General features: G+C 53.2%; 25 protein-coding genes, 1 tRNA gene and 1 pseudogene. 15 read left to right on the top strand and 12 right to left on the bottom strand.

The features are described 5' to 3' along the window. Position 1: 1 nt before the first annotated feature. Together WG929_RS18205 and WG929_RS18200 are read right to left on the bottom strand one after the other, a co-directional pair. Positions 2-451, bottom strand: coding sequence for an NUDIX hydrolase (locus tag WG929_RS18205; RefSeq protein ID WP_369857910.1), 450 nt, complete (start codon positions 449-451; stop codon positions 2-4). 102 nt (positions 452-553) lie between these two features. Next, positions 554-1213 (bottom strand): pseudouridine synthase, encoded by a 660-nt coding sequence (locus tag WG929_RS18200; RefSeq protein ID WP_369857911.1) that lies wholly within the window; start codon positions 1211-1213, stop codon positions 554-556. A 253-nt stretch (positions 1214-1466) separates the two neighbouring features. Here WG929_RS18200 and WG929_RS18195 point away from each other — a divergent pair, with 253 nt between their 5' ends. After that, on the top strand, positions 1467-3701 hold the full coding sequence (locus WG929_RS18195; RefSeq protein WP_416207212.1) for an NADP-dependent isocitrate dehydrogenase: 2235 nt from the start codon (positions 1467-1469) through the stop codon (positions 3699-3701). A gap of 167 nt (positions 3702-3868) precedes the next feature. Here the strand turns inward: WG929_RS18195 and WG929_RS18190 are convergent, their stop codons facing one another. Further along, entirely contained in the window at positions 3869-4132 is a 264-nt protein-coding gene (locus tag WG929_RS18190; RefSeq protein ID WP_369857913.1) for a cold shock domain-containing protein, read from the bottom strand. 188 nt (positions 4133-4320) lie between these two features. On the opposite strand from WG929_RS18190, the gene clpS reads away from it, so the two are divergent. Both clpS and clpA read left to right on the top strand, forming a co-directional pair. Continuing rightward, positions 4321-4647 carry an ATP-dependent Clp protease adapter ClpS gene (clpS, locus tag WG929_RS18185; RefSeq protein ID WP_369857914.1) on the top strand — a complete coding sequence of 109 codons (327 nt, stop codon included), beginning with the start codon at positions 4321-4323 and terminating at the stop codon, positions 4645-4647. Positions 4648-4658: 11 nt separating this feature from the next. After that, on the top strand, positions 4659-6923 hold the full coding sequence (clpA, locus tag WG929_RS18180) for an ATP-dependent Clp protease ATP-binding subunit ClpA (RefSeq protein WP_369857915.1): 2265 nt from the start codon (positions 4659-4661) through the stop codon (positions 6921-6923). Positions 6924-6981: 58 nt separating this feature from the next. Here the strand turns inward: clpA and infA are convergent, their stop codons facing one another. The 3 genes from infA to aat form a co-directional block, all read right to left on the bottom strand. Further along, on the bottom strand, positions 6982-7200 hold the full coding sequence (gene infA / locus WG929_RS18175; protein ID WP_028292799.1) for a translation initiation factor IF-1: 219 nt from the start codon (positions 7198-7200) through the stop codon (positions 6982-6984). A gap of 66 nt (positions 7201-7266) precedes the next feature. Then, a complete protein-coding gene (locus WG929_RS18170) occupies positions 7267-7968 on the bottom strand; it encodes an arginyltransferase (protein WP_369857916.1) in 702 nt (233 codons plus the stop codon). Next, positions 7965-8708 carry a leucyl/phenylalanyl-tRNA--protein transferase gene (gene aat, locus WG929_RS18165; RefSeq protein ID WP_369857917.1) on the bottom strand — a complete coding sequence of 248 codons (744 nt, stop codon included), beginning with the start codon at positions 8706-8708 and terminating at the stop codon, positions 7965-7967. The genes WG929_RS18170 and aat overlap by 4 nt, the downstream gene beginning before the upstream one ends. A 50-nt stretch (positions 8709-8758) precedes the next feature. Between aat and WG929_RS21345 the strand changes: the two genes are divergently transcribed. The 6 genes from WG929_RS21345 (at position 8759) to cysG (ending at position 16872) form a co-directional block, all read left to right on the top strand. Then, positions 8759-11563 carry a DNA translocase FtsK gene (locus WG929_RS21345; protein WP_435873326.1) on the top strand — a complete coding sequence of 935 codons (2805 nt, stop codon included), beginning with the start codon at positions 8759-8761 and terminating at the stop codon, positions 11561-11563. A 133-nt stretch (positions 11564-11696) separates the two neighbouring features. Then, on the top strand, positions 11697-12356 hold the full coding sequence (gene lolA / locus WG929_RS18150) for an outer membrane lipoprotein periplasmic chaperone LolA (RefSeq protein ID WP_416207211.1): 660 nt from the start codon (positions 11697-11699) through the stop codon (positions 12354-12356). Next, entirely contained in the window at positions 12356-13711 is a 1356-nt protein-coding gene (locus WG929_RS18145) for a replication-associated recombination protein A (RefSeq protein WP_369857919.1), read from the top strand. The genes lolA and WG929_RS18145 overlap by 1 nt, the downstream gene beginning before the upstream one ends. Before the next feature lie 22 nt (positions 13712-13733). After that, positions 13734-14120, top strand: coding sequence for a fluoride efflux transporter CrcB (gene crcB, locus WG929_RS18140; RefSeq protein ID WP_369857920.1), 387 nt, complete (start codon positions 13734-13736; stop codon positions 14118-14120). Between the two features lie 98 nt (positions 14121-14218). Then, positions 14219-15502 (top strand): serine--tRNA ligase, encoded by a 1284-nt coding sequence (serS, locus tag WG929_RS18135; protein WP_369857921.1) that lies wholly within the window; start codon positions 14219-14221, stop codon positions 15500-15502. Then, complete coding sequence (gene cysG, locus WG929_RS18130) at positions 15499-16872, top strand: siroheme synthase CysG (protein ID WP_369857922.1); 1374 nt, start codon at positions 15499-15501, stop codon at positions 16870-16872. Before serS ends, cysG begins: the two co-directional genes overlap by 4 nt. A 43-nt stretch (positions 16873-16915) precedes the next feature. Here cysG and WG929_RS18125 read toward each other — a convergent pair whose 3' ends face one another. Genes WG929_RS18125 through tusD form a run of 5 tightly spaced genes read right to left on the bottom strand, consistent with a single transcriptional unit; the run spans position 16916 to position 19373 of the window. Then, positions 16916-17938 carry a glycosyl transferase family protein gene (locus WG929_RS18125; protein WP_369857923.1) on the bottom strand — a complete coding sequence of 341 codons (1023 nt, stop codon included), beginning with the start codon at positions 17936-17938 and terminating at the stop codon, positions 16916-16918. Next, the gene (locus WG929_RS18120; RefSeq protein ID WP_369857924.1) at positions 17935-18288 is read right to left on the bottom strand and encodes a TusE/DsrC/DsvC family sulfur relay protein; all 354 of its coding nucleotides are present in this window, start codon (positions 18286-18288) and stop codon (positions 17935-17937) included. The genes WG929_RS18125 and WG929_RS18120 overlap by 4 nt, the downstream gene beginning before the upstream one ends. Beyond that, positions 18285-18563, bottom strand: a complete 279-nt coding sequence (locus tag WG929_RS18115; protein ID WP_369857925.1) for a DsrH/TusB family sulfur relay protein — start codon at positions 18561-18563, stop codon at positions 18285-18287. The genes WG929_RS18120 and WG929_RS18115 overlap by 4 nt, the downstream gene beginning before the upstream one ends. Before the next feature lies 1 nt (position 18564). After that, a complete protein-coding gene (locus WG929_RS18110) occupies positions 18565-18921 on the bottom strand; it encodes a DsrE family protein (protein WP_369857926.1) in 357 nt (118 codons plus the stop codon). After that, positions 18921-19373, bottom strand: coding sequence for a sulfurtransferase complex subunit TusD (gene tusD / locus WG929_RS18105; RefSeq protein ID WP_369857927.1), 453 nt, complete (start codon positions 19371-19373; stop codon positions 18921-18923). Before tusD ends, WG929_RS18110 begins: the two co-directional genes overlap by 1 nt. A gap of 318 nt (positions 19374-19691) precedes the next feature. Here tusD and proV point away from each other — a divergent pair, with 318 nt between their 5' ends. From proV to WG929_RS18075, 6 genes and pseudogenes are all read left to right on the top strand, one after another. Continuing rightward, entirely contained in the window at positions 19692-20921 is a 1230-nt protein-coding gene (gene proV, locus WG929_RS18100) for a glycine betaine/L-proline ABC transporter ATP-binding protein ProV (RefSeq protein WP_416207210.1), read from the top strand. Continuing rightward, the gene (proW, locus tag WG929_RS18095; RefSeq protein WP_369857929.1) at positions 20918-22039 is read left to right on the top strand and encodes a glycine betaine/L-proline ABC transporter permease ProW; all 1122 of its coding nucleotides are present in this window, start codon (positions 20918-20920) and stop codon (positions 22037-22039) included. Before proV ends, proW begins: the two co-directional genes overlap by 4 nt. Before the next feature lie 11 nt (positions 22040-22050). Further along, positions 22051-23049 (top strand): glycine betaine/L-proline ABC transporter substrate-binding protein ProX, encoded by a 999-nt coding sequence (proX, locus tag WG929_RS18090; protein ID WP_369857930.1) that lies wholly within the window; start codon positions 22051-22053, stop codon positions 23047-23049. Between the two features lie 389 nt (positions 23050-23438). Beyond that, on the top strand, positions 23439-24053 hold the full coding sequence (locus WG929_RS18085) for a peroxiredoxin (RefSeq protein ID WP_369857931.1): 615 nt from the start codon (positions 23439-23441) through the stop codon (positions 24051-24053). Positions 24054-24346: 293 nt separating this feature from the next. Further along, positions 24347-24979 (top strand): annotated as a pseudogene (locus tag WG929_RS18080) (transposase); the annotation flags it as partial. Between the two features lie 198 nt (positions 24980-25177). Continuing rightward, positions 25178-25268: transfer RNA gene (locus tag WG929_RS18075), tRNA-Ser, on the top strand. Positions 25269-25367: 99 nt separating this feature from the next. Here the strand turns inward: WG929_RS18075 and WG929_RS18070 are convergent. Continuing rightward, on the bottom strand, positions 25368-25547 hold a 180-nt coding region (locus WG929_RS18070; protein ID WP_416207209.1), incomplete at its 5' end, for a hypothetical protein.

Genomic DNA, 25547 nt, shown 5'->3' with positions numbered 1-25547 from the left:
CTTACGGGTGCTCAACGATTGCGTTTAACGGAAATAGTTTGCCAGCGAGGTAATCTTCGACGCAGGATAGAACCATGCTGCTACGAAGATTGGGGCAATTACGCAGTTCTTCAATGGTCATCCAGCGGGGGCCAAGGATGCCGTCATCCAAGGGGCTGTCTGGCAGGTACTGGTCGGCGCTGGCGCTGAAGCAGTAACGGTGGTAAGTCACGCCGTTGGTGGGAGCTGTGTAGGTGTAAAGGCCAATCAGGGCGGTGGGGGTGACTTGCCAACCGCTTTCTTCGAGCGTTTCCCGAATGGCGGCATTGATAATGGTCTCGCCCTGTTCGATATGCCCGGCAGGCTGGTTAATCACCGTTTCGCCAGCGCAAATCTCTTCAATCATCAGAAAACGTTGATCCTGCTCAACAACGGTGGCAACGGTGGCGTGGGGTGTCCAGCGACTCGGCATGGTGGCTCCTGGCGTTAGCGAGGGCAAATGATAAACGATTGTGACGGCAACCCCAAAACCTGCTGAGCTTTTGTGGTGTGATCAGGGTGTCGCTGCTCCGTTTCAGGGCTTGCGTTTGGCTTTGGGTGCGTGGGCGTTGCTCAGCTTGCTCCTTGCTGGTTTGTGCGCTCGGTTGTGCTTGTTGCTGTTGCCGCGAGCAGGCCGTGCCGGTGTTGCTGGCATATGAACCGTTTCGCTGCGGTATTGGCCTGGCGGCAACGTGCCGAGTGCCCAGGGGCCTATGGCAGCCCGAACCAGCCGCAAGGTTGGATGGCCTATGTGGGCGGTCATGCGGCGTACCTGACGATTGCGGCCTTCGGTGATGCGTATTTCCAGCCAACTGGTGACATCGTTGGCACGTTGGCGAATAGGCGGGTTACGGGGCCAGAGTCGGGGTTCTGCAATCTGCTCGGCGTAGGCAGGGCGGGTTGGCCCGTCTTTCAGAAGAATACCCTGGCGCAGTTGTTCCAGTTTGTTTTCGTCGGGGATTCCTTCTACCTGTACCCAGTAGGTTTTTTCCATTTTTTGTGCCGGATTGGCAATTCTGGCCTGTAATTGACCATCATCCGTGAGCAGTAGCAGGCCTTCGGAGTCATAATCCAGTCTGCCTGCGGGGTAGACCTTTGGGATGTCGACTAAAGTAGCGAGGGTTTTTCGTCCCTCAGTATCGGTAAACTGTGACAAGACGTTAAAAGGTTTGTTGACAAGAATAAGCAGGGCCATATGCGCTCATTGTTCTGTAGGAAAACTACCTAACTGATAGTCTAGCTTGCAATTTCTGTAGAAAAACTACAAATTATGCGCCGTTTCACGATTGGAATATCGTCGGAGTGGGCGATATTCCGGCGAATTCGGGTAATCCCCGCGTTCGTTTTCATCTTTGTCTGCGGGTTCCTGCCAAAGTATAACTGCCAAAAGTGGTTGTAAGGGAATCCGAGCGCTATAGCAATTTCAGCACAATACAACAGGAGTAAGAATGTCTATCAATAATCCTACCATTATCTACACCGACACCGATGAGGCCCCGGCACTCGCGACCTATTCCTTACTCCCAATTGTTAAGGCTTTTGCCGGGCAGACTGGCATTACAGTTGAAACCCGCGACATCTCTCTTGCTGGCCGCATCATTTCCCAGTTCCCGGAATATCTGACTGAAGCACAACGTCAGCCGGATGAGCTGGCTTACCTGGGCGAGCTGGCGAAGCAGCCAGATGCCAATATCATCAAGTTGCCAAACATCAGTGCGTCGATTCCTCAGCTGGAAGCTACGGTTAAGGAACTGCAGGCGAAAGGTTACAAGCTGCCTTCCTATCCGGCTAATCCGCAGACGGATGAAGAAAAAGACATTCGTGTTCGTTACGATCGCATCAAAGGCAGTGCAGTAAACCCGGTGCTGCGTGAAGGTAACTCTGACCGTCGTGCGCCAGAATCTGTCAAAGCTTATGCTCGCGCCAATCCGCACTCCATGGGTGAGTGGAGCAAAGACTCGAAGTCCAGTGTTGCTTATATGCAAGACGGTGATTTCTATGGCAGTGAGTTGTCTGTAACTATTCCTGCAGTGACCGACGTTCGTATTGAATTGGTGGACGAGGCGGGTGAAACCACGGTTCTGAAAGAAAAGCTGTCGTTACTGGCTGGTGAAGTAATCGATTCCTCTCGTATGGATGTTGCCAAGCTGCGCGAATTCTACGAAGCCGCTGCGATCGAAGCCAAAGATAAGGGCGTATTGCTGTCACTGCACTTGAAAGCCACCATGATGAAGGTGTCTGACCCGATCATGTTTGGGCACGCGGTGTCTGTTTATTACAAGGATGTGTTTGCCAAGTACGCCGACACTTTCGAAAAGCTGGGTGTGGATGTGAAGAATGGTCTGGGCGATGTTTACGCCAAGATCAAGTCTCTGCCAGATGCCGAACGGGAAGCTATCGAAGCTGATATCGCTGCGGTGTACCAATCTCGCGCTGACCTTGCCATGGTGAACTCCGACAAGGGTATCACTAACCTGCATGTACCAAACGATGTGATCGTGGATGCATCCATGCCAGCGATGATTCGTTCTTCCGGTCAGATGTGGGGTGCCGACGGCAAGTTGCACGATTCTCTGGCAATGATTCCTGACCGTTGTTATGCCGGTGTTTATCAGGAAGCCATCGACTTTTGTCGCGAAAATGGCGCGTTCGATCCACGTACCATGGGTACTGTGCCGAACGTCGGTCTGATGGCTCAAAAGGCCGAAGAATACGGTTCACACGACAAGACGTTTGAAATTCCTGCCGCTGGCACTGTGCGCGTTGTTGATGCCTCTGGTGCGGTTCTGATGGAACACAGCGTTGAATCTGGCGATATCTGGCGGATGTGTCAGGCCAAGGACGCTCCTATCCAGGATTGGGTGAAGCTGGCTGTTAGTCGCGCGCGCGCAACCGGCTGGCCGACAATCTTCTGGCTGGATGCTGATCGTGCCCACGATGCTGAGCTGATCAAGAAAGTGAACGCCTATCTGCCACAGTATGATACTGACGGTCTGGATATTCGTATCATGAAGCCTACCGATGCGACTCGTTTCTCGCTGGCGCGCATGAAGAAGGGTGAAAACACCGTTTCTGTCACCGGTAACGTTCTGCGTGATTACCTGACGGATTTGTTCCCGATTCTGGAACTCGGTACCTCGGCCAAAATGCTGTCGATTGTGCCGCTGATGAGCGGTGGTGGCTTGTTTGAAACGGGTGCTGGTGGCTCTGCACCAAAGCACGTTGAACAGCTGCTCAACGAAAACTATCTGCGCTGGGACTCGCTGGGCGAATTTATGGCGCTGGCTGCGTCTCTGGAGCACCTGGCCGAGTTCGCCAGCTTGCCAAAAGCCAATGTATTGGCCAAGGCGCTGGATGCCGCGACAGGCAAGTTCCTGGTTGAAAACAAGTCGCCTGCTCGTAAAGTAGGTGGTCTGGATAACCGTGGCAGCCACTTCTATCTGGCGATGTATTGGGCCGAGGCGCTGGCAACTCAGGATGAAGATACTGAATTGAAAGCGATCTTTACGCCTGTTTACGCGGCACTGTCGGAAAGTGAAGATAAAATCGTTGCTGAGTTGGCTGCTGTTCAAGGCAAGCCAGTTGATATTGGCGGTTACTACAAAATGAATAAAGCCTTGGCTGAGGCTGTTATGCGCCCCAGTCTGACGCTGAATAGCATTGTGGATGGCTTGGCCAAGTAATGGCTCAGACATAAAAAAACCGCCGAAAGGCGGTTTTTTTATGTCTGCTGATTGGAAGTCAGCGCATTTTTAGGCTGGGCATGGAATGCATAATTCGCTAAATGTAACAAATCAGTGATAGTCCGCTTTGCTCGCTTAGGTCTCTGTCTTGGTGTCTGTGGGCCAGTTCAGGCAGATACAGGCGGACTATTGTCATCTGCAGATAGCGGTATGTCATTAGGGGTGTCATCGAGGGCGCGGATGTTGATGGCGTGGGTGCCTTTATCGCTTGGTTTGGTGTCGAACTGTACGGCCTGGCCGGCCTTGAGAGTGCGGTAACCATCCATAACGATGGTGGAGTGGTGGGCGAACAGATCTTCTTTGCTGTCGTCAGCAAGGATAAATCCATAACCTTTTGCATTGTTGAACCATTTGACCGTTCCGGTTTTCATCGCAATACCTCCTTGTTTTTTGCCCGCATGTTGGTGCAGCAATCATTACGACGTGGCCAATACAGTACTGATAGCGGTGTCAGGCGTCAAGCCGCTAGAGCATCCTCGCTTGCACGGGTATCATGAAATCAAATTTCAAGATCATCAGTGCTATGTACCTTACTTCCGAAACTCAACTAGAATTAAACATGAGCAATCAGCCTGGGGACGATCGCGAAGGCGGGGTGGCAGTTGAAAATGCCAAACCTGCCCTCAAGAAACCCCCTATGTACAGTGTGATCATGATGAACGACGATTACACGCCCATGGAATTTGTGGTCGACGTGCTGCAACGGTTTTTTAACAGAAGTCCAGAGCAGGCCACACAGATTATGTTGACAGTTCATACCAGGGGCAGTGCAGTATGTGCCATCTACACTCGGGATGTTGCTGAAACTAAAGCTGAGTTGGTGAATCAATATGCTAGAGATTGCCAGCATCCATTGCTGTGCGAGGTAGCACCAGCTGACGATTAGGGGGACTATCAATGCTGAACAAAGAGTTAGAGCTTACTCTGAATGAGGCTTTTAAAGACGCTCGCTCAAAACGGCATGAGTTTATGACCGTAGAGCATTTATTGTTGGCATTGCTCGACAATGATGCAGCGTCAGCCGTACTTGGAGCCTGTGGGGCGGATGTTCCGCGCTTGCGCAAGGAGCTGACGGATTTTGTGGATGCAACAACGCCACTGATTCCGGATACCGATGACGAACGTGAAACCCAGCCGACCCTGGGGTTTCAGCGTGTGCTTCAGCGCGCTGTATTTCATGTGCAGTCGTCCGGCAAGGCAGAAGTTACCGGTGCCAACGTTCTCGTTGCTATTTTTAGTGAGCAGGAGAGTCAGGCGGTTTATTTTCTCAAACAACAGAATATTGCCCGTATTGATGTGGTCAATTACATCTCTCACGGCATTTCCAAGGTGTCTGGTCAGGATGATGAGTCCGGCGCAGCCGGTGCATCGGAAGCAGCAGACGAAGATGGCGAAGCATCTGCCAGTAATGCGCTGGAAGGGTATGCGACCAATCTCAACAAGGTGGCTCGTGAAGGCAAGATTGATCCGCTGATTGGCCGTGATCATGAGGTTAGCCGACTGATCCAGATTCTGTCCCGTCGCCGCAAGAATAACCCGCTGCTGGTAGGAGATTCCGGTGTCGGGAAAACGGCGATTGTCGAAGGTCTGGCCAAACGTATTGTCGATGGCGAAGTGCCTGACGTGATTAATAACGCCGTGGTTTACAGCCTGGATATGGGGGCCTTGCTTGCTGGCACCAAATACCGGGGCGATTTTGAAAAACGCCTGAAGGCCCTGTTGGCAGAACTCAAGCGCCAGCCTCACGGCATTTTGTTTATTGATGAGATCCATACCATTATCGGCGCGGGTGCCGCTTCGGGTGGTGTCATGGATGCCAGCAACCTGTTGAAGCCAATGCTGAGTTCTGGAGAGATTCGCGTCGTGGGTTCGACGACGTTTACTGAGTTTCGCGGGATTTTTGAAAAAGACAGTGCATTAACACGACGTTTTCAGAAAATTGATGTGGCTGCGCCCTCCGTTGAAGATACTTACAAAATCCTCAAGGGGCTGAAATCCAGATTTGAAGATCACCACAACGTCAAGTACACAGACAAGGCGTTGCGTGCCGCTGCAGAGCTGTCTGACCGTTACATCACGGATCGCAATCTGCCAGACAAGGCGATCGATGTGATTGATGAAGTGGGGGCGTTGCAACAGCTGTTACCTGTCAGCAAGCGCAAGAAGCAGATCAATGTCACCGAGATAGAACAGGTGATTGCGGCAATTGCCCGTATTCCGCCCAAAACAGTATCTGCGGATGACAAAGAGCTGCTGTTCAAGCTTGAAGATAAGTTGCAGATGGTGGTATTTGGTCAGAATGAGGCAATTCAGACCTTGTCGACTGCGATCAAGATGTCCCGTGCGGGCCTCAGTGCACCGCAAAAACCGATTGGTTCATTTTTGTTTGCCGGGCCGACAGGGGTGGGTAAAACCGAAGTATCGCGTCAGTTGGCCAATGTGATGGGAATGGAACTGATCCGGTTTGACATGTCCGAGTATATGGAACGTCATACGGTTTCACGCTTGATTGGTGCGCCTCCAGGGTATGTCGGCTACGATCAAGGTGGGTTGTTGACGGAAACGGTTAACAAGACGCCACACTGTGTCTTGTTGCTGGACGAGATCGAAAAGGCGCATCCAGAGGTCTTTAATATTCTGTTGCAGGTGATGGATCATGGCACGCTGACGGATAACAATGGTCGCAAGACCGACTTCCGTAACGTAATTCTGATCATGACCACTAATGCGGGCGCTGAGCGCATGAGTCGCGCCAGTATCGGCTTTACCCACCAGGATCATACGGTTGATGGTGCGGAAGAATTGAAAAAGTTCTTTACGCCAGAATTCCGTAATCGTCTGGATGCGACCGTGCAGTTTGCGGCGTTGGGTCGAGACACGATTCTGAATGTGGTCGACAAGTTCCTGGCTGAGTTGCAGGGGCAGTTGGATGACAAGCGCGTGATGTTGCATATCGATGATGATGCACGTTTCTGGCTGGCAGAGCATGGCTATGACGAAAAAATGGGTGCTCGCCCAATGGGTCGTCTGGTGCAGGAAAAGGTCAAGAAGCCGTTGGCAGAAAAGATTCTGTTCGGAGAATTGGCGCGTGGTGGGGATGTACTGGTTCAGGTCGAAGACGGCGAGTTAGTGATTGTCGTGCCTGAAGAGGTGCCTGCCTGAAGAGGGGGGTAGTCTGTGCCCCTGCCTGTTAAGGCAGGGGCACAGATATCGCTACCGATTAACGGGCGCGATAGGTAATTCGGCCTTTACTAAGGTCGTAGGGAGTCAGCTCAACCTTGACCTTGTCGCCAGTCAGGATGCGGATGTAGTTCTTGCGCATCTTTCCGGAAATGTGAGCCGTAACCACGTGACCGTTTTCAAGTTTTACGCGGAACATGGTATTAGGCAGAGTGTCTATAACCTCACCTTCCATTTCAATATGATCGTCTTTCGCCATTCATCACCTGTTTAGAGAATATACAGAGCGGGCGCATTCTGCCCTAATTCCCTTCAATAATCAAAGTTATACGACAGAATAACTACACCAATTGCCACTAACGAACTGTTCCAGTGGCTGGAAGTCGGTTTTGTATTCCATTTTGGTACAGCCAGGCACCCAGTATCCCAGGTAATGATGCGGCAATTTCAGTGCTGCCGTCAGTCGGGTCAGTTGCAGGATCATAAAGGTACCTGGTGACTCGCGGGTCAGTGCCGGGTCATAAAAACAATAAACAGATGATAAACCATCCATAAACACATCAAATACCAGGCAGGCCCTGAAGTGGCCGTTTTCTCTGGCAACTAGGAAAAAATGATTGTTGAAGCCGTTGACGAGGAAGTCGTTAAATTGTTCTTTTGATGGCGGATACATACTGCCGTCGGCATGGCGTGCATCAATGTAGGCTGCGTAATCCGGGTACAAATTCATCGCAGGTGTTTCTACACTGAGTTGCCAGTGCTTCAGGCGTTGTAATACTTTGCGGAAACGACGTTTGGGTGAAAATCGATCAACCGGAATGCGCACCGACGTGCAGGCGTTACAGTTTGGGCAGTCCGGTCGATAGAGGCTGCGACCACTGCGGCGGAAGCCGTTCAGGTTGAGTTGGCTGAGCAGGAATTCATCCGGAACTATCTTGGGATCGACATACAGGCTGACGGATTCCTGATTGGTCAGATAACCACAGGGGTGAGTTGATTGTGGTTTGAGTAGCATGATTCGGGTCACTGTGGCACCTCCGAAGGGCTGGTGGAGCCGGTTGTTGCTGGCTTATTTAGCCAGGTTGGCAACAAAGGTCTGGTAGGTATACGTTGAATCGCCTGGTGCAGGTGGCTTTCGAACTGACGGCGGCTGAGAGTGACAATGCCGAATCTGGCCAGGTGCTCGGTATGCATTTGGCAATCGATTATTTTTATACCGTTATCTATTAGCTGTGGTGCAGCACAGGCAAATGCCAATTTTGCGGTGTTGGGTTGGCGGGAAAACATCGATTCACCAAAAAAGGCCACGCCAATCCGGATGCCATAAAAACCACCAACCAGATCACCTTTGTTGTTCCAGCATTCAACGCTCAAGGCAAAACCGGCAGCAGCCAGGCGATGGTATTCATCGATCATTTCTGGCTGGATCCAGGTGCCTGAATGTTTGGCGTGGGTTTCTGCGCAAGCGGCCATTACCTGCCTGAAGGCCAGGTTGCTGGTAAAGCTCAGTGGGCTGCGTTTCAGTTCTTTGCGAATGGTGCGCGGAATACGAAAAGTGTCCGCCAAAATGACGGCTCGGGGCGCTGGTGTCCACCACAAGCGAGGCTCGTCATGGCCATGCCACGGGAATATACCTCTGGAATAGGCATGATGTAGCCACAGAGGGGTTATTTTTCCTCCGGCAGCCAACAATCCATTGGGATCGTTCAAAGCGTTCGATGTATCCGGAAATTGCGGATCAGCGCATTCATCCAACCAATCAATCATGTTTTAGCCGTGGTAAACTCAGGTCTTTATTGATGTCGCAGGGTATTGATTTGTCTAAGGATACACCGGAAATGGCCGATGCCGTTGATGCTAATTCCGGAGCTCAGGCTGCAGCCGTATGGAGCCGTCGTCAGGATGCCTTGTTTTTGCTGCTGACGCTGGCCTGTTTGCTGCTGTTAATGGCGTTGTCCAGCTATTCTCCATCAGATCAGGGCTGGTCTGCCAGTGGCTCCGGGCCTGCGCATAATGCCGTCGGAAAAGTAGGTGCCATTGTTGCCGATATTCTGTTTCATGGCTTCGGCTATCTTGCCTATGGTTTGCCCGCTTTACTACTGGCGAAGCTCTGGTTGCTGTTCCGTAAGCCGGATCGAGCGGGCTGGGTCATTTGGTTGTTACGGGGCTTCGGTATTGTCCTGACGCTGTCCGCTTTGTGTTCACTGGCGCACCTGAGTATCTGGCTCGGGCAGGAGTTGCCAGTTGGTTCTGGTGGTGTCCTGGGAGTAACGGTTTTTGGCTTTCTTTCACCGCTGTTTGGCTTTTCTGGCTCGGTTGTAATTCTTGTAGCGGGTTTGGCGTTGGGGTTGATGCTGTTCCTCGAATTTTCGTGGCTGGCGTTATTTGACCGGATTGGCGGAGCACTGCTGGCCTTGTTCTCCCGCAGGAAAAAGTCTGATCTGGCGGTTAGTGACTGGCAAGATCATTCGATGCCAGCTGCAGTGTTAGGCTCGAGCGACAATGACAGTGATGATGTCAATTTACTGGATGCGCAGGGCAATGATATGGATGTTGATAGCCCAGCAGCCGGGTTCTGGTCACGCTTGGGTATCGGTAAGAAAAAGGGCGCGGGTAACGACGAGCCGGTCAACGCTGGTGAGGTCGATCCAGAGCGGAAAGCCGATATGGCCACTGCTGCGGCGCGAAGTGGCGGGCGCTCGGAACCGGTGCTGGGTGATGCCGGTTTGCTGGATGTATTTCCCTCTGCTGTTGCTGACGATGATGCCGATGATAATATTTTTTCTGCCGCGTCTGAAATGCCGCTGGTAGCGGTAGCGCCGGAGCCAGTTGTTGCGGCAACAGCAGGATCGAACCGTCGTCCATCGTTGCCGCAAGAGGATGATGCGGATATTCCATGGTTGACCGAGCCAGACACCTCGACACCTTCGCCGCGTGTACCCGCTGCACCAGCGGCTGCAGCAACATCCCGCAACCCGGAGGAAGCAAGTCGGGTGAATGCTGCAGCCAAACCGGCGAGTGTTGTTGCAGAAGACAAGGTGATTCCCATTCAGCCGCTGGAAAAAAAAGACACGGGGGTTAGCGAACGAGCCAAGCGCGATTTGCAAGGTGCGCTGTTCCAGGAAAAATCCCCCTTGCCTTCGATCGCGGTACTGGATCCTCCGCGTACCGATCAGAAAAGTGGCTTCTCGTCGGAACGATTACATGAGATGTCGAAGTTGCTGGTGCAGAAGTTGGCAGACTTTGGCGTCAAGATTGCTGTGGTTGCCGTTGCGCCCGGGCCGGTGATTACGCGCTTTGAAATCCAGCCAGCGCCTGGGGTCAAGGCAAGCAAAATTACCAACCTGGCAAAAGACCTGGCCCGCTCCATGGCAATGATCAGTGTTCGAGTGGTGGAGGTGATTCCCGGGAAATCGGTCATGGGGATTGAGGTTCCCAACGAAAATCGCGCGATCGTGTCATTTTCCGAAGTCCTGTCTTCCAACGAATTCGACAAATCAAAATCGCCATTAACACTGGCGCTCGGGCATGACATTGGCGGTAACTCGATTGTGGCGGATCTGGCGAAAATGCCTCACCTTCTGGTGGCAGGTACTACCGGTTCGGGTAAGTCGGTGGGCATCAATGCCATGATCCTGAGCATGCTCTTCAAAGCCACACCGGAAGAGCTGCGCCTGATCATGGTTGACCCCAAGATGCTGGAATTGTCTGTTTATGAGGGGATTCCACATCTGCTGACGCCGGTTATTACCGATATGAAAGAGGCGGCTAATGGCTTGCGTTGGTCCGTGGCCGAAATGGAGCGGCGCTATCAGCTAATGGCGACCATGGGTGTGCGTAACCTGGCGGGCTACAACAAGAAAGTACGTGACGCGATTGCAGCCGGTGAGCCGCTACTGGATCCGCTTTGGGATATTTCGCAGTCGTACGACACGACGCCACGAATGATGGAACCCTTGCCTTATATTGTGATCGTGATCGACGAATTCGCTGACATGATGATGATGGTGGGCAAAAAGGTTGAAGAGCTGATTGCCCGCATCGCCCAGAAAGCTCGTGCCGCAGGCATTCATATGATACTGGCAACGCAGCGGCCGTCGGTCGATGTGATTACCGGGTTGATCAAAGCCAACGTTCCGACACGTATTGCCTTCCAGGTATCTTCCCGCATCGATTCCAGAACCATTCTGGATCAGGGCGGGGCAGAGCAACTGCTGGGCCATGGCGATATGTTGTTTATGCCACCGGGGCTGGCTTTGCCGGAACGGATACACGGTGCCTTTGTCGATGATGATGAGGTGCACCGGGTTGTGGCAGAGTGGAAGTTGCGTGGTGAACCAGATTATCTGGAGGAAATTACCCAGATGTCGGAGGAATCACAGTCCGTCCTGGCCGCTGGAGAAGGCGGCGACGAACAGGATGAGCTGTTTGATCAGGCCGTCGCCTTCGTGACGGAATCGGGTAAATGTTCAACCTCATCGGTACAGCGCAAATTGCGTATTGGTTACAACCGCGCGGCGCGCCTGGTTGAAGCGATGGAAGCTGCCGGAGTGGTGAGCCCTCCGGCCCATAACGGCAGTCGTGAAGTCATGGCTGCGCCGCCGCCGGATCGGCCTTTTTAATGAATCTCAAAAGCAACAAGTTACTTCGGTGACGTTCTCAAATATTAAACCGATCCTGCTGACAGGCTGTGGCAAATCATTGAGAGCGCCCCCTGGTGTTGTTACAAATTCTGGAATATTTGAGGATGTCTTTTTGTCTCTGAACCGTTTTTTTCATCCGTTGCCGAAGGTGTTTTTGACACTGCTGGCGGCTGTTTTTTATCCTCTGGTGGCGGCTGCCGATGACGCTGCCCTGACGTCTTTTGTACAGCGACTGGGAGGAACGACGACGCTGGAAGCTGATTTTGTTCAGACCGTCCAGGATCAACAAGGGCAAGTGCTGCAACAAACCGAAGGGCGTCTGGCGATTGCCAATCCTGGAAAATTACGCTGGGAAACCCGTCCGCCTTACGAGCAACTGGTGGTCTCGGACGGCAAGGTGGTCTGGGTTTATGATCAGGATCTGGAGCAGGTCACCATCCGTAATCTGGAGATGCGGGTGCAGGATACACCTGCTTTGCTGCTGGGTGGGCGGCAAGCAGATGTTGCCAGTAACTTTGAGGTTAGCCAGTTCCAACAGGATGGCTTGCGCGTATTTCATTTGATTCCGCATGATAAAAGCCAATTGTTCGAGTCACTCGAATTTGCCTATCAGGCTGATCAGTTAGTGTCGATGACCATTGCCGACGCCACCGGTCAGGTGACGGATATTCAGCTCAGCAACGTTGCGCGTAATCAGCCGCTGGATGGGATGGCCTTTGTGTTTGATGTGCCAGAAGGTGTTGATGTGATTGATGCCCGTGCCGGTTTCTGATGGCTTCAGGCTCTGCTGATCTGTTTGCCCAGCCAGGTGGTTATGAACCGCTGGCATCTCGCATGCGGCCGCAATCACTGCAGGAATATGTCGGCCAGACCCATGTGGTTGGTCCCGGCGCGCCATTGCGCCGTTCGCTGGATGCAGGGCAACTGCATTCGCTGATTTTCTGGGGGCCTCCAGGTGTCGGTAAAACCACGCTGGCGCGGCTGGTTGCCAGTTATGTTGATGCCCGATTTATTTCTCTGAGTGCGGTGATGTCGGGTGTCAAAGACATCCGGGCGGCGGTCGACCAGGCCCGTATGTATCGTTCCCAAGGCATCATGACGGTGCTGTTTATTGACGAAGTGCACCGCTTTAACAAGTCCCAACAAGATGCCTTTCTGCCTCATGTCGAAGACGGAACGCTGCTGTTTATTGGCGCCACCACCGAGAACCCCTCGTTTGAACTGAACAACGCCTTGCTCTCTCGCGCCCAGGTATACGTGCTGCGCAGCCTGAGCCAGGACGAGGTGTTGCTGGTATTGCAGCAGGCCGAGCAACGTTTGCTGACAGCGGGCGAGTTATCCGCTGTTGCTGAAGCCGATGCCCTGCAACGTATCGCCCTGGTGGCCGATGGCGATGCTCGTCGAGCGCTGAATAACTATGAATTTGCTTTGCAGTTGGCTGCTGGCCAGGCACTGACTCCCGCAGTGATTGATACCCTGCTGACTCAGCCAGGGCGTCGCTTTGACAAGGGCGGCGAAGCTTTTTATGACCAGATTTCGGCGATGCACAAATCGGTTCGTGGTTCTGATCCGGATGCGGCCTTGTACTGGCTGGTACGAATGTTGGATGGTGGTTGTGATCCGCTGTATCTGGCCCGGCGTATTGTGCGGATGGCCAGTGAAGATATTGGTAATGCGGATCCACGTGCGTTGGGGCTGTGTATGAGTGCCTGGGATACTCAGGAGCGCCTGGGCAGCCCGGAGGGCGAATTGGCATTAGCCCAGGCCGTGATTTATCTGGCCTGTGCGCCCAAAAGTAATGCCGTTTATAAAGCTTATAATGAGGTGCGCGCCCTGATTGCCTCACAGCCAGGATTTGAGGTGCCGCTGCATTTGCGTAATGCACCAACCCGGCTGATGAAGGAGCTCGATTATGGTGCGGAATACCGCTACGCCCATGATGAACCGGGTGCATTTGCGGCGGGAGAAAATTACCTTCCGGCTGAATTACGCGACGCCTGTTTTTACCATCCGGTAGAGCGTGGACTGGAGAGTAAAATCGGTCAGAAACTGGAACACCTGAAAGAGTTGAATCGTCAGTCGCCGATTCAGCGTTACCATCACAATCATTCGGATCAGCCCGAATAGACAAGATAGAAGGAGAATGATCATGGCCCTGTTATGGATCGGACTGGGCGGCGCCCTGGGAGCAATCTCCCGCTACTGGGTGGCCAGCACCGTATTCCGCTGGATGGGCAAGGCGTTCCCGTATGGCACGCTGTCAGTGAACCTGATAGGCTCCTTCGTGATTGGCTTGGCCTTTGTTTTGCTGGTTCAGCAGCAGTGGGGCAGTGAGCACCACAAGCAGTTGGCCATGGTTGGTTTTCTGGGGGCCTTTACCACGTTCTCGACGTTTTCTCTGGAAAGTGTGGCCTTGTTGCAGCAGCAGCGATATAGCGCATTTGCAGCCTACATCGGCGTTTCCGTCATTGGCTGTTTGCTGGCAACCGGTACTGGTATGGTGCTGGCCAACAGTCTGCTTAAAAGCCATAGCTGATACGGAGGGCAACTCTGCAAACGCCTGTTCTCGACAGGGTCTTGCAGGATGTGCCCCGAACTCAATTTAGACGTTTTACATATCCGGACTTTATTCACATGCTCGACATCAAGTTTATTCGCGACAACCTGGAAATCGTAACGGCAGCACTGGGGAAAAAAGGCGTTGAATTTGACGCTGCCAGTTTTTCCTCCATGGATGAGCGTCGCAAGTCCGCATTGACCCGCGCCCAATCCTTGCAGGCCGAAAAGAAAAAAGCCTCCAGGCAGGTGGGTGTGTTGATCAAGCAGGGAATGTCGCCGGACGCCGCCAAGAGCCAGGTGATGGGCGGCATTGACTCCGATATCTCCGTTGCCGAAAGCGAAGCCAAAGAAGCCGAAGCGGCCCTGCACGACTGGCTGATGGCCATTCCGAACGTACCGCATGACGACGTTCCTGCTGGCAAGGATGAAGACGACAACATCGAAGTTCTGACCTGGGGTGAACCGGTCAAACTGGATTTTAGCGCCCGTGATCATGTGGATCTGGGTGAGCCGCTGGGAATGAGCTTTGATGCTGGTACGGCGGTTGCCGGTTCCCGTTTTGTTGCTCTGAGTGGCCAAATCGCCCGGCTGCATCGGGCACTCGCCCAGTTTATGCTCAATACCCATATTGAAGAACATGGTTATGAAGAAACCTATGTCCCTTATCTGGTGAATAGAGAGGCGCTGGAAGGCACTGGCCAGTTGCCCAAATTTGCGGAAGATCTGTTTTGTATCCCGGCAGCACAAGGCGACAAGGATTTTTATTTGATCCCGACCGCCGAAGTACCAGTGACCAATCTGCTGCGTGACAGCGTGGTTGAGGCTGAGTTGCCGATCAAAAAAGTGGCTCATACGCCTTGTTTTCGCAGTGAAGCGGGCAGCTATGGTCGCGATACGCGCGGCATGATTCGTCAGCACCAGTTCGACAAGGTTGAGCTGGTGCAGTTTGTTCAGGCGGGCCAGTCTGAAACTGCGCTGGAAGAACTCACAGGCCATGCCGAAGCAATTCTGCAGAAGCTGGGCTTGCCGTATCGCAAGGTGATTCTGTGTGGTGGCGACCTGGGATTTTCGGCGGCCAAAACCTATGATCTCGAGGTCTGGTTGCCAGGACAGGACAAGTATCGCGAGATCTCATCGTGCAGTAACTTTATGGATTATCAGGCGCGTCGTATGCAGGCGCGCTGGCGTAACCCGGAAACAGGCAAGCCCGAGCTGCTGCATACCCTGAACGGTTCCGGCCTTGCCGTTGGCCGTACGCTGGTTGCAGTGCTGGAAAACTATCAACAGGCTGACGGCAGTGTGATCGTGCCGGATGTCTTGCGCCCGTATATGGGTGGCCTTGAGGTACTGAATCCATGATGACATTGCCGCTGGTTCTGAAAGGAGACATTCGGCCATTTTATGTGGTTGGTGGCGGTGCGATTGCCAGTCGCAAGGTTCACACTCTGGTTCAGGCGGGGGCGGCAGTGACCGTGATAGCGCCAACAGCGGGGGTGGATATCGCCCGTCTGGCACAGCAGGGTTCGATTCAGTTGCAAGCTCGTGAAGCCAGTGAACAAGAGGTTTTTACTCCCGGCGCTTTTGTTGTACTGGCAACGGATAATGAGATTCTGAATGCGGTGCTCGCCAGTGCTGCTCGCCAGCAAGGGTGTTTCGTCTGTCGGGTTGATAATCAGGACGACAATGATTTTATCTTTCCGGCGGTGATTGATCGCTCGCCCGTGATGGTCGCGATTTCCAGTCGTGGTGCCTCGCCAGCATTGACGCGCCATTTGCGTCAGCGTCTGGAGGCGTTTTTGCCACAGGAATACCGTCAGCTGGGTGAAATGGTTGAAGCCATGCGTGGTCAGGTAAAAGACCGCCTGGCTGCTCCGTTGCGAACGGCATTCTGGCGCAAATTCATGCGCAGTAACGTGCCCGAGCTGGTGCTGGCGCGTCAGCCAGAGCGTGCCCAACTGCTGGCCAATCAGTTACTTGCCGGTCAGGAAGCCAGCATGGGCGAGGTGTATCTGGTCGGGGCTGGGCCAGGTGACCCGGATTTGTTGACGTTTCGTGCCTTGCGCCTGATTCAGTCTGCGGATGTAGTCTTTTATGATCGCCTGGTCGGGCCGGGTGTGATGGCGCTGATTGCGGGTGACGCTGAACGCATTTATGTTGGCAAGGCAAAAAGTGATCATGCGGTACCACAAGAAGAAATCAATCAGCGGCTGGCGGATGAGGCGCGTAAAGGCAAGCGGGTATTGCGGCTGAAAGGCGGTGACCCGTTTATCTTTGGTCGTGGCGGTGAAGAGATTGAACTGCTGGCGCAGTATGGCGTTCCCTTTCAGGTGGTGCCTGGTATCACTGCTGCCAGCGGCTGTGCTGCTTATGCCGGCATCCCACTGACGCATCGGGATCATGCCCAGAGCGTTCGTTTCGTGACCGGGCATCTGCGCGATGGCAGCTGTAATCTGCCCTGGTCCGAGCTGATTCACCCGCACCAGACGCTGGTTATCTATATGGGGTTAGGCGGCATCGCGGAAATCTGTCGGCAGCTGGTTCAGCATGGCATGGATGCGACAACACCAATCGCCTTGGTTGAGAAGGGTACGTTGCCCGATCAGAAAGTGCACATCGGCACATTGGCCGATATGCCTGACTTTATTGCTGCCAATGAGGTGCAGGCACCGACATTGACGATCATCGGCAGCGTCGTTAGTCTGCATCGCAAGCTGGCCTGGCGCAGCTGATGAGGCACTTTAACCGCCTGATCTTCAGATCAGGCGGGTGTCATCACTCCCTGTTGTTGTCCAGCCTGGTTTTGTCCCGTGCTTGCCATGCGGCATGACACTCTGCAATCAGGGCCTCCAGTTGCTCTGGTTGCTTGCGAATGGTCACCAGCGCCAGTGCAGCGGTGTGAATGACCGCCTGTAAGGCGTAATCGCTGGTCAGCTGACCTTGCCACAACCGTGTCAGCAGGCTGCTCTCTATGCCTTCCGGTTTATCGGCAAAATGGCTTTGCTGGTTGGTAATGACCAGTTCCCCGGATTGACCATTCAGATGATAACGGGCACGACAGGCTCGCTCCGGATTGACCTCAAACTCACCCCCTTCGCCCTTGATGACCAGCATGTCGTTGCCATTGATTGCGGCGGCACCGGCGTGAGTGATGGCATACCCCGGGTGGAATATCCCCTGAACGCTGGCAACTCCGCTCGGTGCAATGGTTTTCAGCAAGGTATTGATGGGTGAACGAACACCGAGGATAGCCTTCAGTGACAGCCAGCGTTGAAACACCGGATTGATTTCTGCGCAAGGCAGGTAGGCCAGGCTGGGGCCGTGATTGATCTGTTCCAGTGTATTGAGGGTGGGGAGGTTGAGTTGTTCAAAAACTTCGTGCAGGTACACCCTGCCTTCGGTATGCGCGGTACTGCCATGGAACAGAATGCGATAGCCCATTTGCTCCAGCAGCAGTGCGGATAACAAACACCAGAAAGGCTGACGGCGCTTGCCAGCATAGCTTGGCCAGACCAGGTCATACGCCATTGCGCCTTCAGCAGCAGCGGGCCATTGGTCGTTGATGGCGGCAGCAAATCCGGCCAGTTCTTCCGCCGTCTCTTCCTTTACTCGCAGCAGCATCAGGATTGCACCCAGTTGTTCCGGTTCAAAACGACCGGCAACCAATTCGCCCATAGTGAATTTGGCTTCATCAAAGGTCATGCTGCGGCTGGCATTTTTACCACGAGCAAAAATGCGGACAAAATCCGCCAAAGGGTGCTTGTTTTTATAGCTGACGGGTGTGTTTATCTGGGTCACAGGCAATTCTCCGGGCGTGGCAGCCCTGCTATTTTGGCGGCGATTTTGGCGGGGCTTCCAGGAAACAGCTTGAGTAAATAAATGCTGCTGGCTTGTTCGGCACCGAGGTGGGTTTTGATGTATTTGGTCAGCGGGCGCATGGCGGGCGACAGGTCAAACTCGGCATGAAATTGCCGTAGCAGTCGCAAGATTTCCCAGTGTGCATCGGTAAGCTGGATGTTTTCTGTCTGGGCCAACTGTGCTGCCATGGCCGGATTCCAGTCGTCAAGATTCACCAGAAAACCGTCCTTATCGAGCAGCCGAGCGTCGAGTAATTGAGGGCTGAGTAGGCGATTGTCAGTGTCAGTCATGACTGTTTCCAAGTGAGAAGGCGCTGATGCGTCAGGGTCAGTTTAACCCAAGCTTCGTCATCTATAGGAATAGCTGGAGAATAGCGGGTATCGAGACCTCGCTGGTCGGCATCCGGGCGGCGATAGTACGTGACAATGGCCGCTGGGTTGGCATTGAGCTGAGGCAGCAGATAAACGCCATCACCGGTCAGCAGCAAGCTGTCTTGCGGGTTGGCAAAACGCAGCAGGCGTTGCAGCACATCAGGGTTGGCCAGGTTCAGGGTATGCAAGGTCATATCAGAAACTCAGACAATGGTGGCTGGAGGCGATCAGAGTTCTGATGACGTCATCCGTGGCAGCGGTTGCCAGTCTGGAGAGCTGCTCGGCATTCAGGCATAAAGGCTCCAGGTCACTGGCGGCATAATAGATCGCTTCGCATTCGTACATCGGCAATGCTGCCACCAGGCGAGACGGAGACTTGCCGCCAGGCTTGCGCGCCTGCTGTCCATTGATCAGCCAGTAGATACCTTGGCCCAGAAAGAGCATCGTGGTGGGTTGATCGAACGCCGCCAGCGCCAGCGCCATATCGATCGGTTCGGCATCGGCGACAGGTGCTGCCGTAATCATAATGAGGTTGTGCTGATCCGTTGACATCAGAATTCCACCAGGCGATCGGAGTTAGTGGTGGCGTCAGCCATTTCGCCAAGACCCGCCAGTTCAAAGCCGGACTTGATAGTGGCACCCGACAAGCCGTAACGCTCGCTTTCCTGTGCGTCGACAATACCCCTGCGAATGCTGTTGGCAATACACAGTTGCAAGGGAAATTGCCCGACCTTGGCAAGTTGCCGCCACTGCTCACCCACATCCTGCTGTCCTTGGGGGGCCTGAATGCGATTGTTGCCACAGAGCACCGCATCCTGATAGAAAAATACCCGCTGAATCTGATGCCCCAGCGCCAGCGCGGCACGAATAAAATCCTGCGCCTGTTGGTGGCTAGTGCCGGGGAATGGGCTTTCGGTGAGCAGTAAGGAAAAACTGGCCATAAAACTGAAGTTCTGGATATTGGAGTAGCCGCTAATGGTGCGGCTTTCCTGGCATCGACGCAATAGGGGGCGTGCGCATAGAGGGCGTCTGGATTCCCAGTAGGTGCAACGCTATCGAAGAGCTGTGCGAAGGTATTTGGGTACTCCTTAGAGTTGAATGTAATAATTCGGTTATCCTGCTGATTCTCGCGGAGGTGATGTCTTTTACTCCGGCTTTAGGAGTGACTGAAAAATCGTTCTTGCGGCTTTGAAATCGTCTGTTTGGCCTTGTTTTCCGGCTTTAAGGCATCTTTGCCTCTAGTCTCGTCAATGGCCCGATGTTTTGAAAATACGGCTAAAGTTCTGTAAGGTGAAAATACTTACAGCTATAAATAAATAATCATGACACCCCCTGATAGAGCATCCATCAAACTCGAAGTAAAAAACCTCTACAAAGTGTTTGGTGCTGATCCCGAACAGGCACTGGCGCTGGTTGATCAGGGGATCGGCAAGGACGAAATCTTCGCTCTCACCGGACAGACAGTTGGCGTCAAAGAGGTCAACCTGAGCATCTGCAAAGGTGAAATCTTCGTCATTATGGGCTTGTCTGGCTCCGGTAAATCGACGTTGGTACGGCTACTGAATCGATTAATAGAGCCGACCCGTGGACAGGTTTTGATCGACGGTGAGGACATTGCTGTGATTAACCAGCAACAGCTGCGTGACGTGCGGCGTAAAAAAATCAGCATGGTATTTCAGTCATTTGCCCTGATGCCTCATATGAGTGTGCTGGATAACGCCGCCTTCGGTCTGGAGCTGTTGGGTACTGGCGTAAAAGAACGCCGCCGTAAGGCACAGGCTGCGCTGGAACAGGTGGGGCTGGCTGCGCACGGCCGTTCTTATCCAGACGAACTGTCGGGCGGCATGCAGCAGCGAGTGGGTCTGGCACGGGCGCTGGCCAACAACCCGGACATTATGCTGATGGATGAGGCTTTTTCGGCGTTGGATCCGCTGATCCGCACGGAAATGCAGGATGAACTGGTGAAGTTGCAAGCTAATCACCGCCGTACCGTTGTCTTTATTTCCCACGATCTCGACGAAGCCATGCGTATTGGTGACCGCATTGCCATTATGCAGAACGGCGAAGTGGTTCAGATCGGTACTCCGAGCGATATTTTGCAAAATCCGGCCAATGCGTATGTGAAGTCCTTCTTCAAGGGCGTGGATATTGCCAATGTCTATGTCGCCCATCATGTGGCAGAGGTGCTGCCACAGACTACCATCGACAGCTCGGCCAGCGTGGAAGGCGCGGTGCAGCAGTTGATGGAAAATGGTATTGAATATGGTTATGTGGTCGATGACGAACAGCAGTTCGTCGGTGTGGCATCACTCAGTGAACTGGAAAAAGAAAAAGCCAGTGCCACGGTGGAGCATTACCTGACCACCGCTGCCGATGCCACAACGGTTGATGCCGGAACGCCTGTGCGCGAGTTGATTGCGACGGTTGCCCAGTCTGACTATCCCGTTCCGGTGGTCAGGGGCGGTGAATTTATCGGCAGTATTACCAAAACCCGCCTGCTGGAGACCCTCGACCGTGCGTCAGGAGATGAAGAAAGGAGTCTGCCCTCATGAGTGACGACAGCAATCCCTTCGTCGCAACACCGAACAACCCCCAAGGTGAGCCAAAAGGTGAACCAGAGGATAATCCATTCGCTTCTGCGGCGGATAATCGTGCCGAAACCAATCCTTGGGGTAATGCGGAGCCAGCATCTGATAACGATCAGACCGAAAGCTGGTTGCAGGACGACAGTGTCAAAGAGGCTGTGGAATTCACTTTGGCAGATCCTTTTCCAGAAGCCTGGGTGCCGCTGCAAGAGTGGGTGGAACACGGACTGAATTGGATGGTGGTGCATTTTCGGTCGTTTTTTATCGGCATTAAAGTGCCGATTGATGCCACACTGAACGCCATCGATTTATTGCTCAACAGCACCCCACCGCTGCTGATGATAGGGCTGTTTGCCCTGCTGGCATGGCAATTGGCTGGCGGCCGCCTGGCGATCGGTACAGCACTGGGGATGGTTATACTGGGTGCCATCGGCGCCTGGAGTGAAGCCATGACGACGTTGTCGCTGGTACTCACCTCGGTCTTTTTCTGCATCCTGCTGGGGTTGCCGTTGGGCGTTTTGATGGCCCGTAGCAATGGTTTAAACCGCATGCTGCGGCCGACACTGGATGCCATGCAGACCACACCGGCATTTGTCTATCTGGTACCCATCGTGATGCTGTTCGGCATCGGTAATGTTCCGGGCGTGGTAGTGACCATTGTGTTTGCCATGCCGCCAGTGATCCGCTTGACCAATTTAGGTATCCGTCAGGTTCCAGGTGATCTGATTGAAGCGTCAGCATCCTTTGGTGCCAGTCCGCGCCAGCTGCTGTTTAAAGTACAGTTACCACTGGCGATGCCCACGATTATGGCTGGGGTCAATCAGACGTTGATGCTGAGTCTGTCGATGGTGGTGATTGCCTCCATGATATCTGTCGGCGGACTGGGACTGATGGTACTGCGGGGGATTGGCCGATTGGATATTGGTCTGGCTGCAGTGGGCGGCATCGGCATTGTGATTCTCGCCATTATTCTCGATCGACTGACCCAGGCGCTGGGTCAGGATGCCCGCGCACGCGGCGCACGTCACTGGTATCAGGTCGGCCCTGTCGGCCTGCTGCTCAGACTGATCAACAGAAACCCATAACAGGAACGACTATGAAAACCAGATCTTTGATGGCTGGCTTCGCTACCAGTGTGGCTACCCTGATATTGAGCAGTGTTGTTAACGGGGCTGACCTGCCCGGCAAAGGTATTCGTGTGCAGGCATTTCACAGCCCGATCGCGGAAGAAAAATTCCAGACCGTCATTGTCAATAAAGCACTGGCCAAACTGGGTTATGACATCAAGCCGATCAAGGAAGTGGATTACAGTGTCGGTTATACCGCTATTGCCAATGGCGACTTGACCTACACGACCGTGAACTGGTATCCGCTGCATAACACCATGTACAAAAATGCGGGAGGTGACGAAAAATTCTACCGCCAGGGCACCTATATCAACGGTGCTGCTCAGGGCTACCTGATTGATAAAAAAACCGCAGAAAAATACGGCATCAGCAAAATCACTGACCTGAAAGATCCCAAGTTGGCGCAACTGTTCGACACCAACGGTGACGGCAAGGCGGATCTGGCTGGCTGTAATGCCGGTTGGGGTTGCGAAGGCGTGATTGAATACCAGTTGGATGTATTCAAGCTGCGTGACCGTATCAGCCACAATCAGGGGCAATACGCTGCCATTATTTCCGATACCATCGCCCGTTATAATGAGGGCAAGCCAGTTCTGTATTACACCTGGACCCCATATTGGGTGTCTGGCAAATTGATACCGGGCAGGGATGTGGTGTGGCTGGAGGTGCCTTACTCTGCCAATCCGAATGGCACGGATACCCGGCTGGCGAACGGCAAGGACTACGGTTTTGATATCAACGCCGAGCGCATTGTGGCAAACAAAACCTGGACGGAGAACAACCCGGCTGCGGCGAAACTGTTCGCCGTTATGAAATTACCGATCAATGCCGTCAGTGCGGAAAACAGAATGATCGCCAATGGTGACGACTCGGTTGCTGATATCGAACGGCATGCCGACCTGTGGATCAAAGCTAACCAGAAGACCTTTGATGGCTGGGTGAAAACGGCGCTGGCGGCGGCTGAGTAACCCATCTGGGACTATCTATTTAATCCGGTGCCCGTGCTGGGCTCCGGATGGCTTTCTGCCATCCGTGTCTGTTTCTCTCCTTTATTTATTCTCACCTTCCTCTGTATGGCGCGTATATAGCGCGTCATGTGTGTTTTTTCTGCTCTATAGGCTTTACCCATCGCTCTTATGAATATTTGTATATTTAAATATAACTAATTGGTTATATTATGGCTGCAGATAGGCGGCCGATGTGAGTTCCACGGCGCTAATCGAAGAGCTGTGGCAACAGGCTGCGGCACCAAGCAGAGGAGAACGTTATGAGTTGCGATACACCGCTCAAACCACGTAAGCCAAAAAAGCCTGAGCAGGCTGATGCAGGAATGACTAATTTTGAGGAGAAAAAGACGATGAGTTCAACCATGGTACGTCGCGAAATGCCGGAATTCACTATGGATGCGTATGATGCCAAAAGCGGGCATTACACTACTGTATCCAGTGAAGACTATAAGGGTAAATGGGCCGTGATCTGTTTCTATCCGGCAGATTTCACCTTTGTTTGTCCGACAGAAATTGCGGCAATGAATGCTAAATACGATGAGTTTCAGCAAATGGGCGTCGAGATTCTGGCTGTTTCGGTGGATTCCAAATTCTCGCACAAGCGCTTTGTCGAGACGGAGCCGGTTCTTGCCGGTCTACAGTTGACCATCGGTGCCGATACAACTCAGGAAGTCAGTCGTGACTTTGGTGTGCTGATTGAAGAAGAAGGCGTGGCATTACGCGGTCGTTTCCTGTTTAACCCGGATGGTGTCTGTGTGGCACAGGAAGTACAGGCTGATTCGGTTGGCCGTAACGTTAATGAGTTTTTGCGTCAGGTAGAAGCCTGGCAGTATGCCACTAAAACGGGCGAGGTCTGCCCGGCAGGCTGGAGACCAGGCAAGAAAACGCTGCCGGTTAATACCGATGCTGAACAGATGACTGGCCGTGTGGGTGACTACATCACCATCGAAGAAATACTGAGCTGACTTAAAGCATTGGGGAATGTCAGATGGGTATGACTGATTGATGTCATGCCCTTCTGTTACGACTAAAATATTTGACCGGCGACCAAAGTGTCAGGCATCGTTGGCAATCTGCGGCAATCGGAAAACTTCTCAGTGATCGAGGCGGCTTCGGGTTCGAATGCTGTAATAAAGGCCTGACGTTATTGATCATAAGTGCCTTGTTCTTTGGGAAATGCATCATCAGGTGTCTAGCAGCCTGTCGGACTTAACCAAGCAGAATCGAAGTGAGATAATCGGAACAACGCACGCCACCGCTGGAGTTTAATGATGGGACATTTCGTCATCGCCGATCGGGACACCTGCTTCCACCATCCATTCAGGACTGGTTACCTGAGGATCATCTGGCCCGGTTTGTCGTCGACGTGGTTGATCAGCTCGATCTGTCTGAGCTAACCCGACAGTATGCTGGGCGCGGCTCACGGGCCCATCATCCTGCCGTATTACTCAGTTTGTTGATTTATGGCTACGCAACTCAAGGCCGAAGTGAGCGCCCTCGCCGTCCAGGCGGAGGATCAGGCATCTGTGGTTGATGGTGGTATGGATATCCCCGCCGAGATTGCCCGGCGTGAAGCGCTGGTTGACGCCAAGCGTATCATAGAGGCGCGAGCGCAAGAGCGCTTCGAACAGGAGCAGGCCGACTACCTGCAAAAAGAGGCCAAACGGCAGACTCAGAGGGACGCTGGAAAAAAGCCCCGGGGCAAACCACCGCAGCCCGGCCCTCGGGATACTGATCAAGTCAATCTGACGGACGACGAGTCTCGCATCATGCCGTCTCCGGCGGCGGCTTTGAGCAGTGTTATAACGCTCAGGTCGGGGTGGATGCCGAGACGATGCTGATTGTCAGCACCCACCTGACCCAGGCGACAAACGACAAACGACAAACAGCAGATCGTTCCAGCACTGACCAGGATCGAGGCATTGCCGCAGACTTCTGGGCACCGTCACGGATCTACTGGCCGACACGGGTTACTTAGCAAAGCCAACGTTCAGCTATGCAGGGAGAAGAACATCTATACGTCTAAGCCATTGATTTAATAGAAAAGTGTTGACGGAATAAAAATACAATGTAATATAAGCCCCTGTTCGGAGGGATGGCTGAGTGGTTGAAAGCACCGGTCTTGAAAACCGGCGTAGGTTAATAGCCTACCTAGGGTTCAAATCCCTATCCCTCCGCCATTATTTCAAAGCCTTGGCTCGTAAGAGCCAGGGCTTTTTCGTTTCAGGCAGCCGTAACGCAGCCGTAACTATAGTGGTCTACTACTAAATCCCGGATAGTCATAGAGGTGGTAACCTTGCGCCAAAAAGGTGTTCCATGAAAAGACAACGTCGTTTCTTACGGTAGTTTTCAACCCAGTTGTCCAAAATACTGCGTTTAAGCAGCACATTTATTCCGTTCAATCTCCTGCAGTTTTGCAGGATTGAGTGATACCGCTCCTGCAACGTTGCAGTTTCGGG

It is taken from the genome of Oceanobacter antarcticus (assembly GCF_044962685.1).
GTDB lineage: Bacteria > Pseudomonadota > Gammaproteobacteria > Pseudomonadales > Oceanobacteraceae > Oceanobacter > Oceanobacter antarcticus.
Note: the sequence above shows the minus strand (reverse complement) of the source record. Positions and strands in the feature narration are given on the sequence as shown.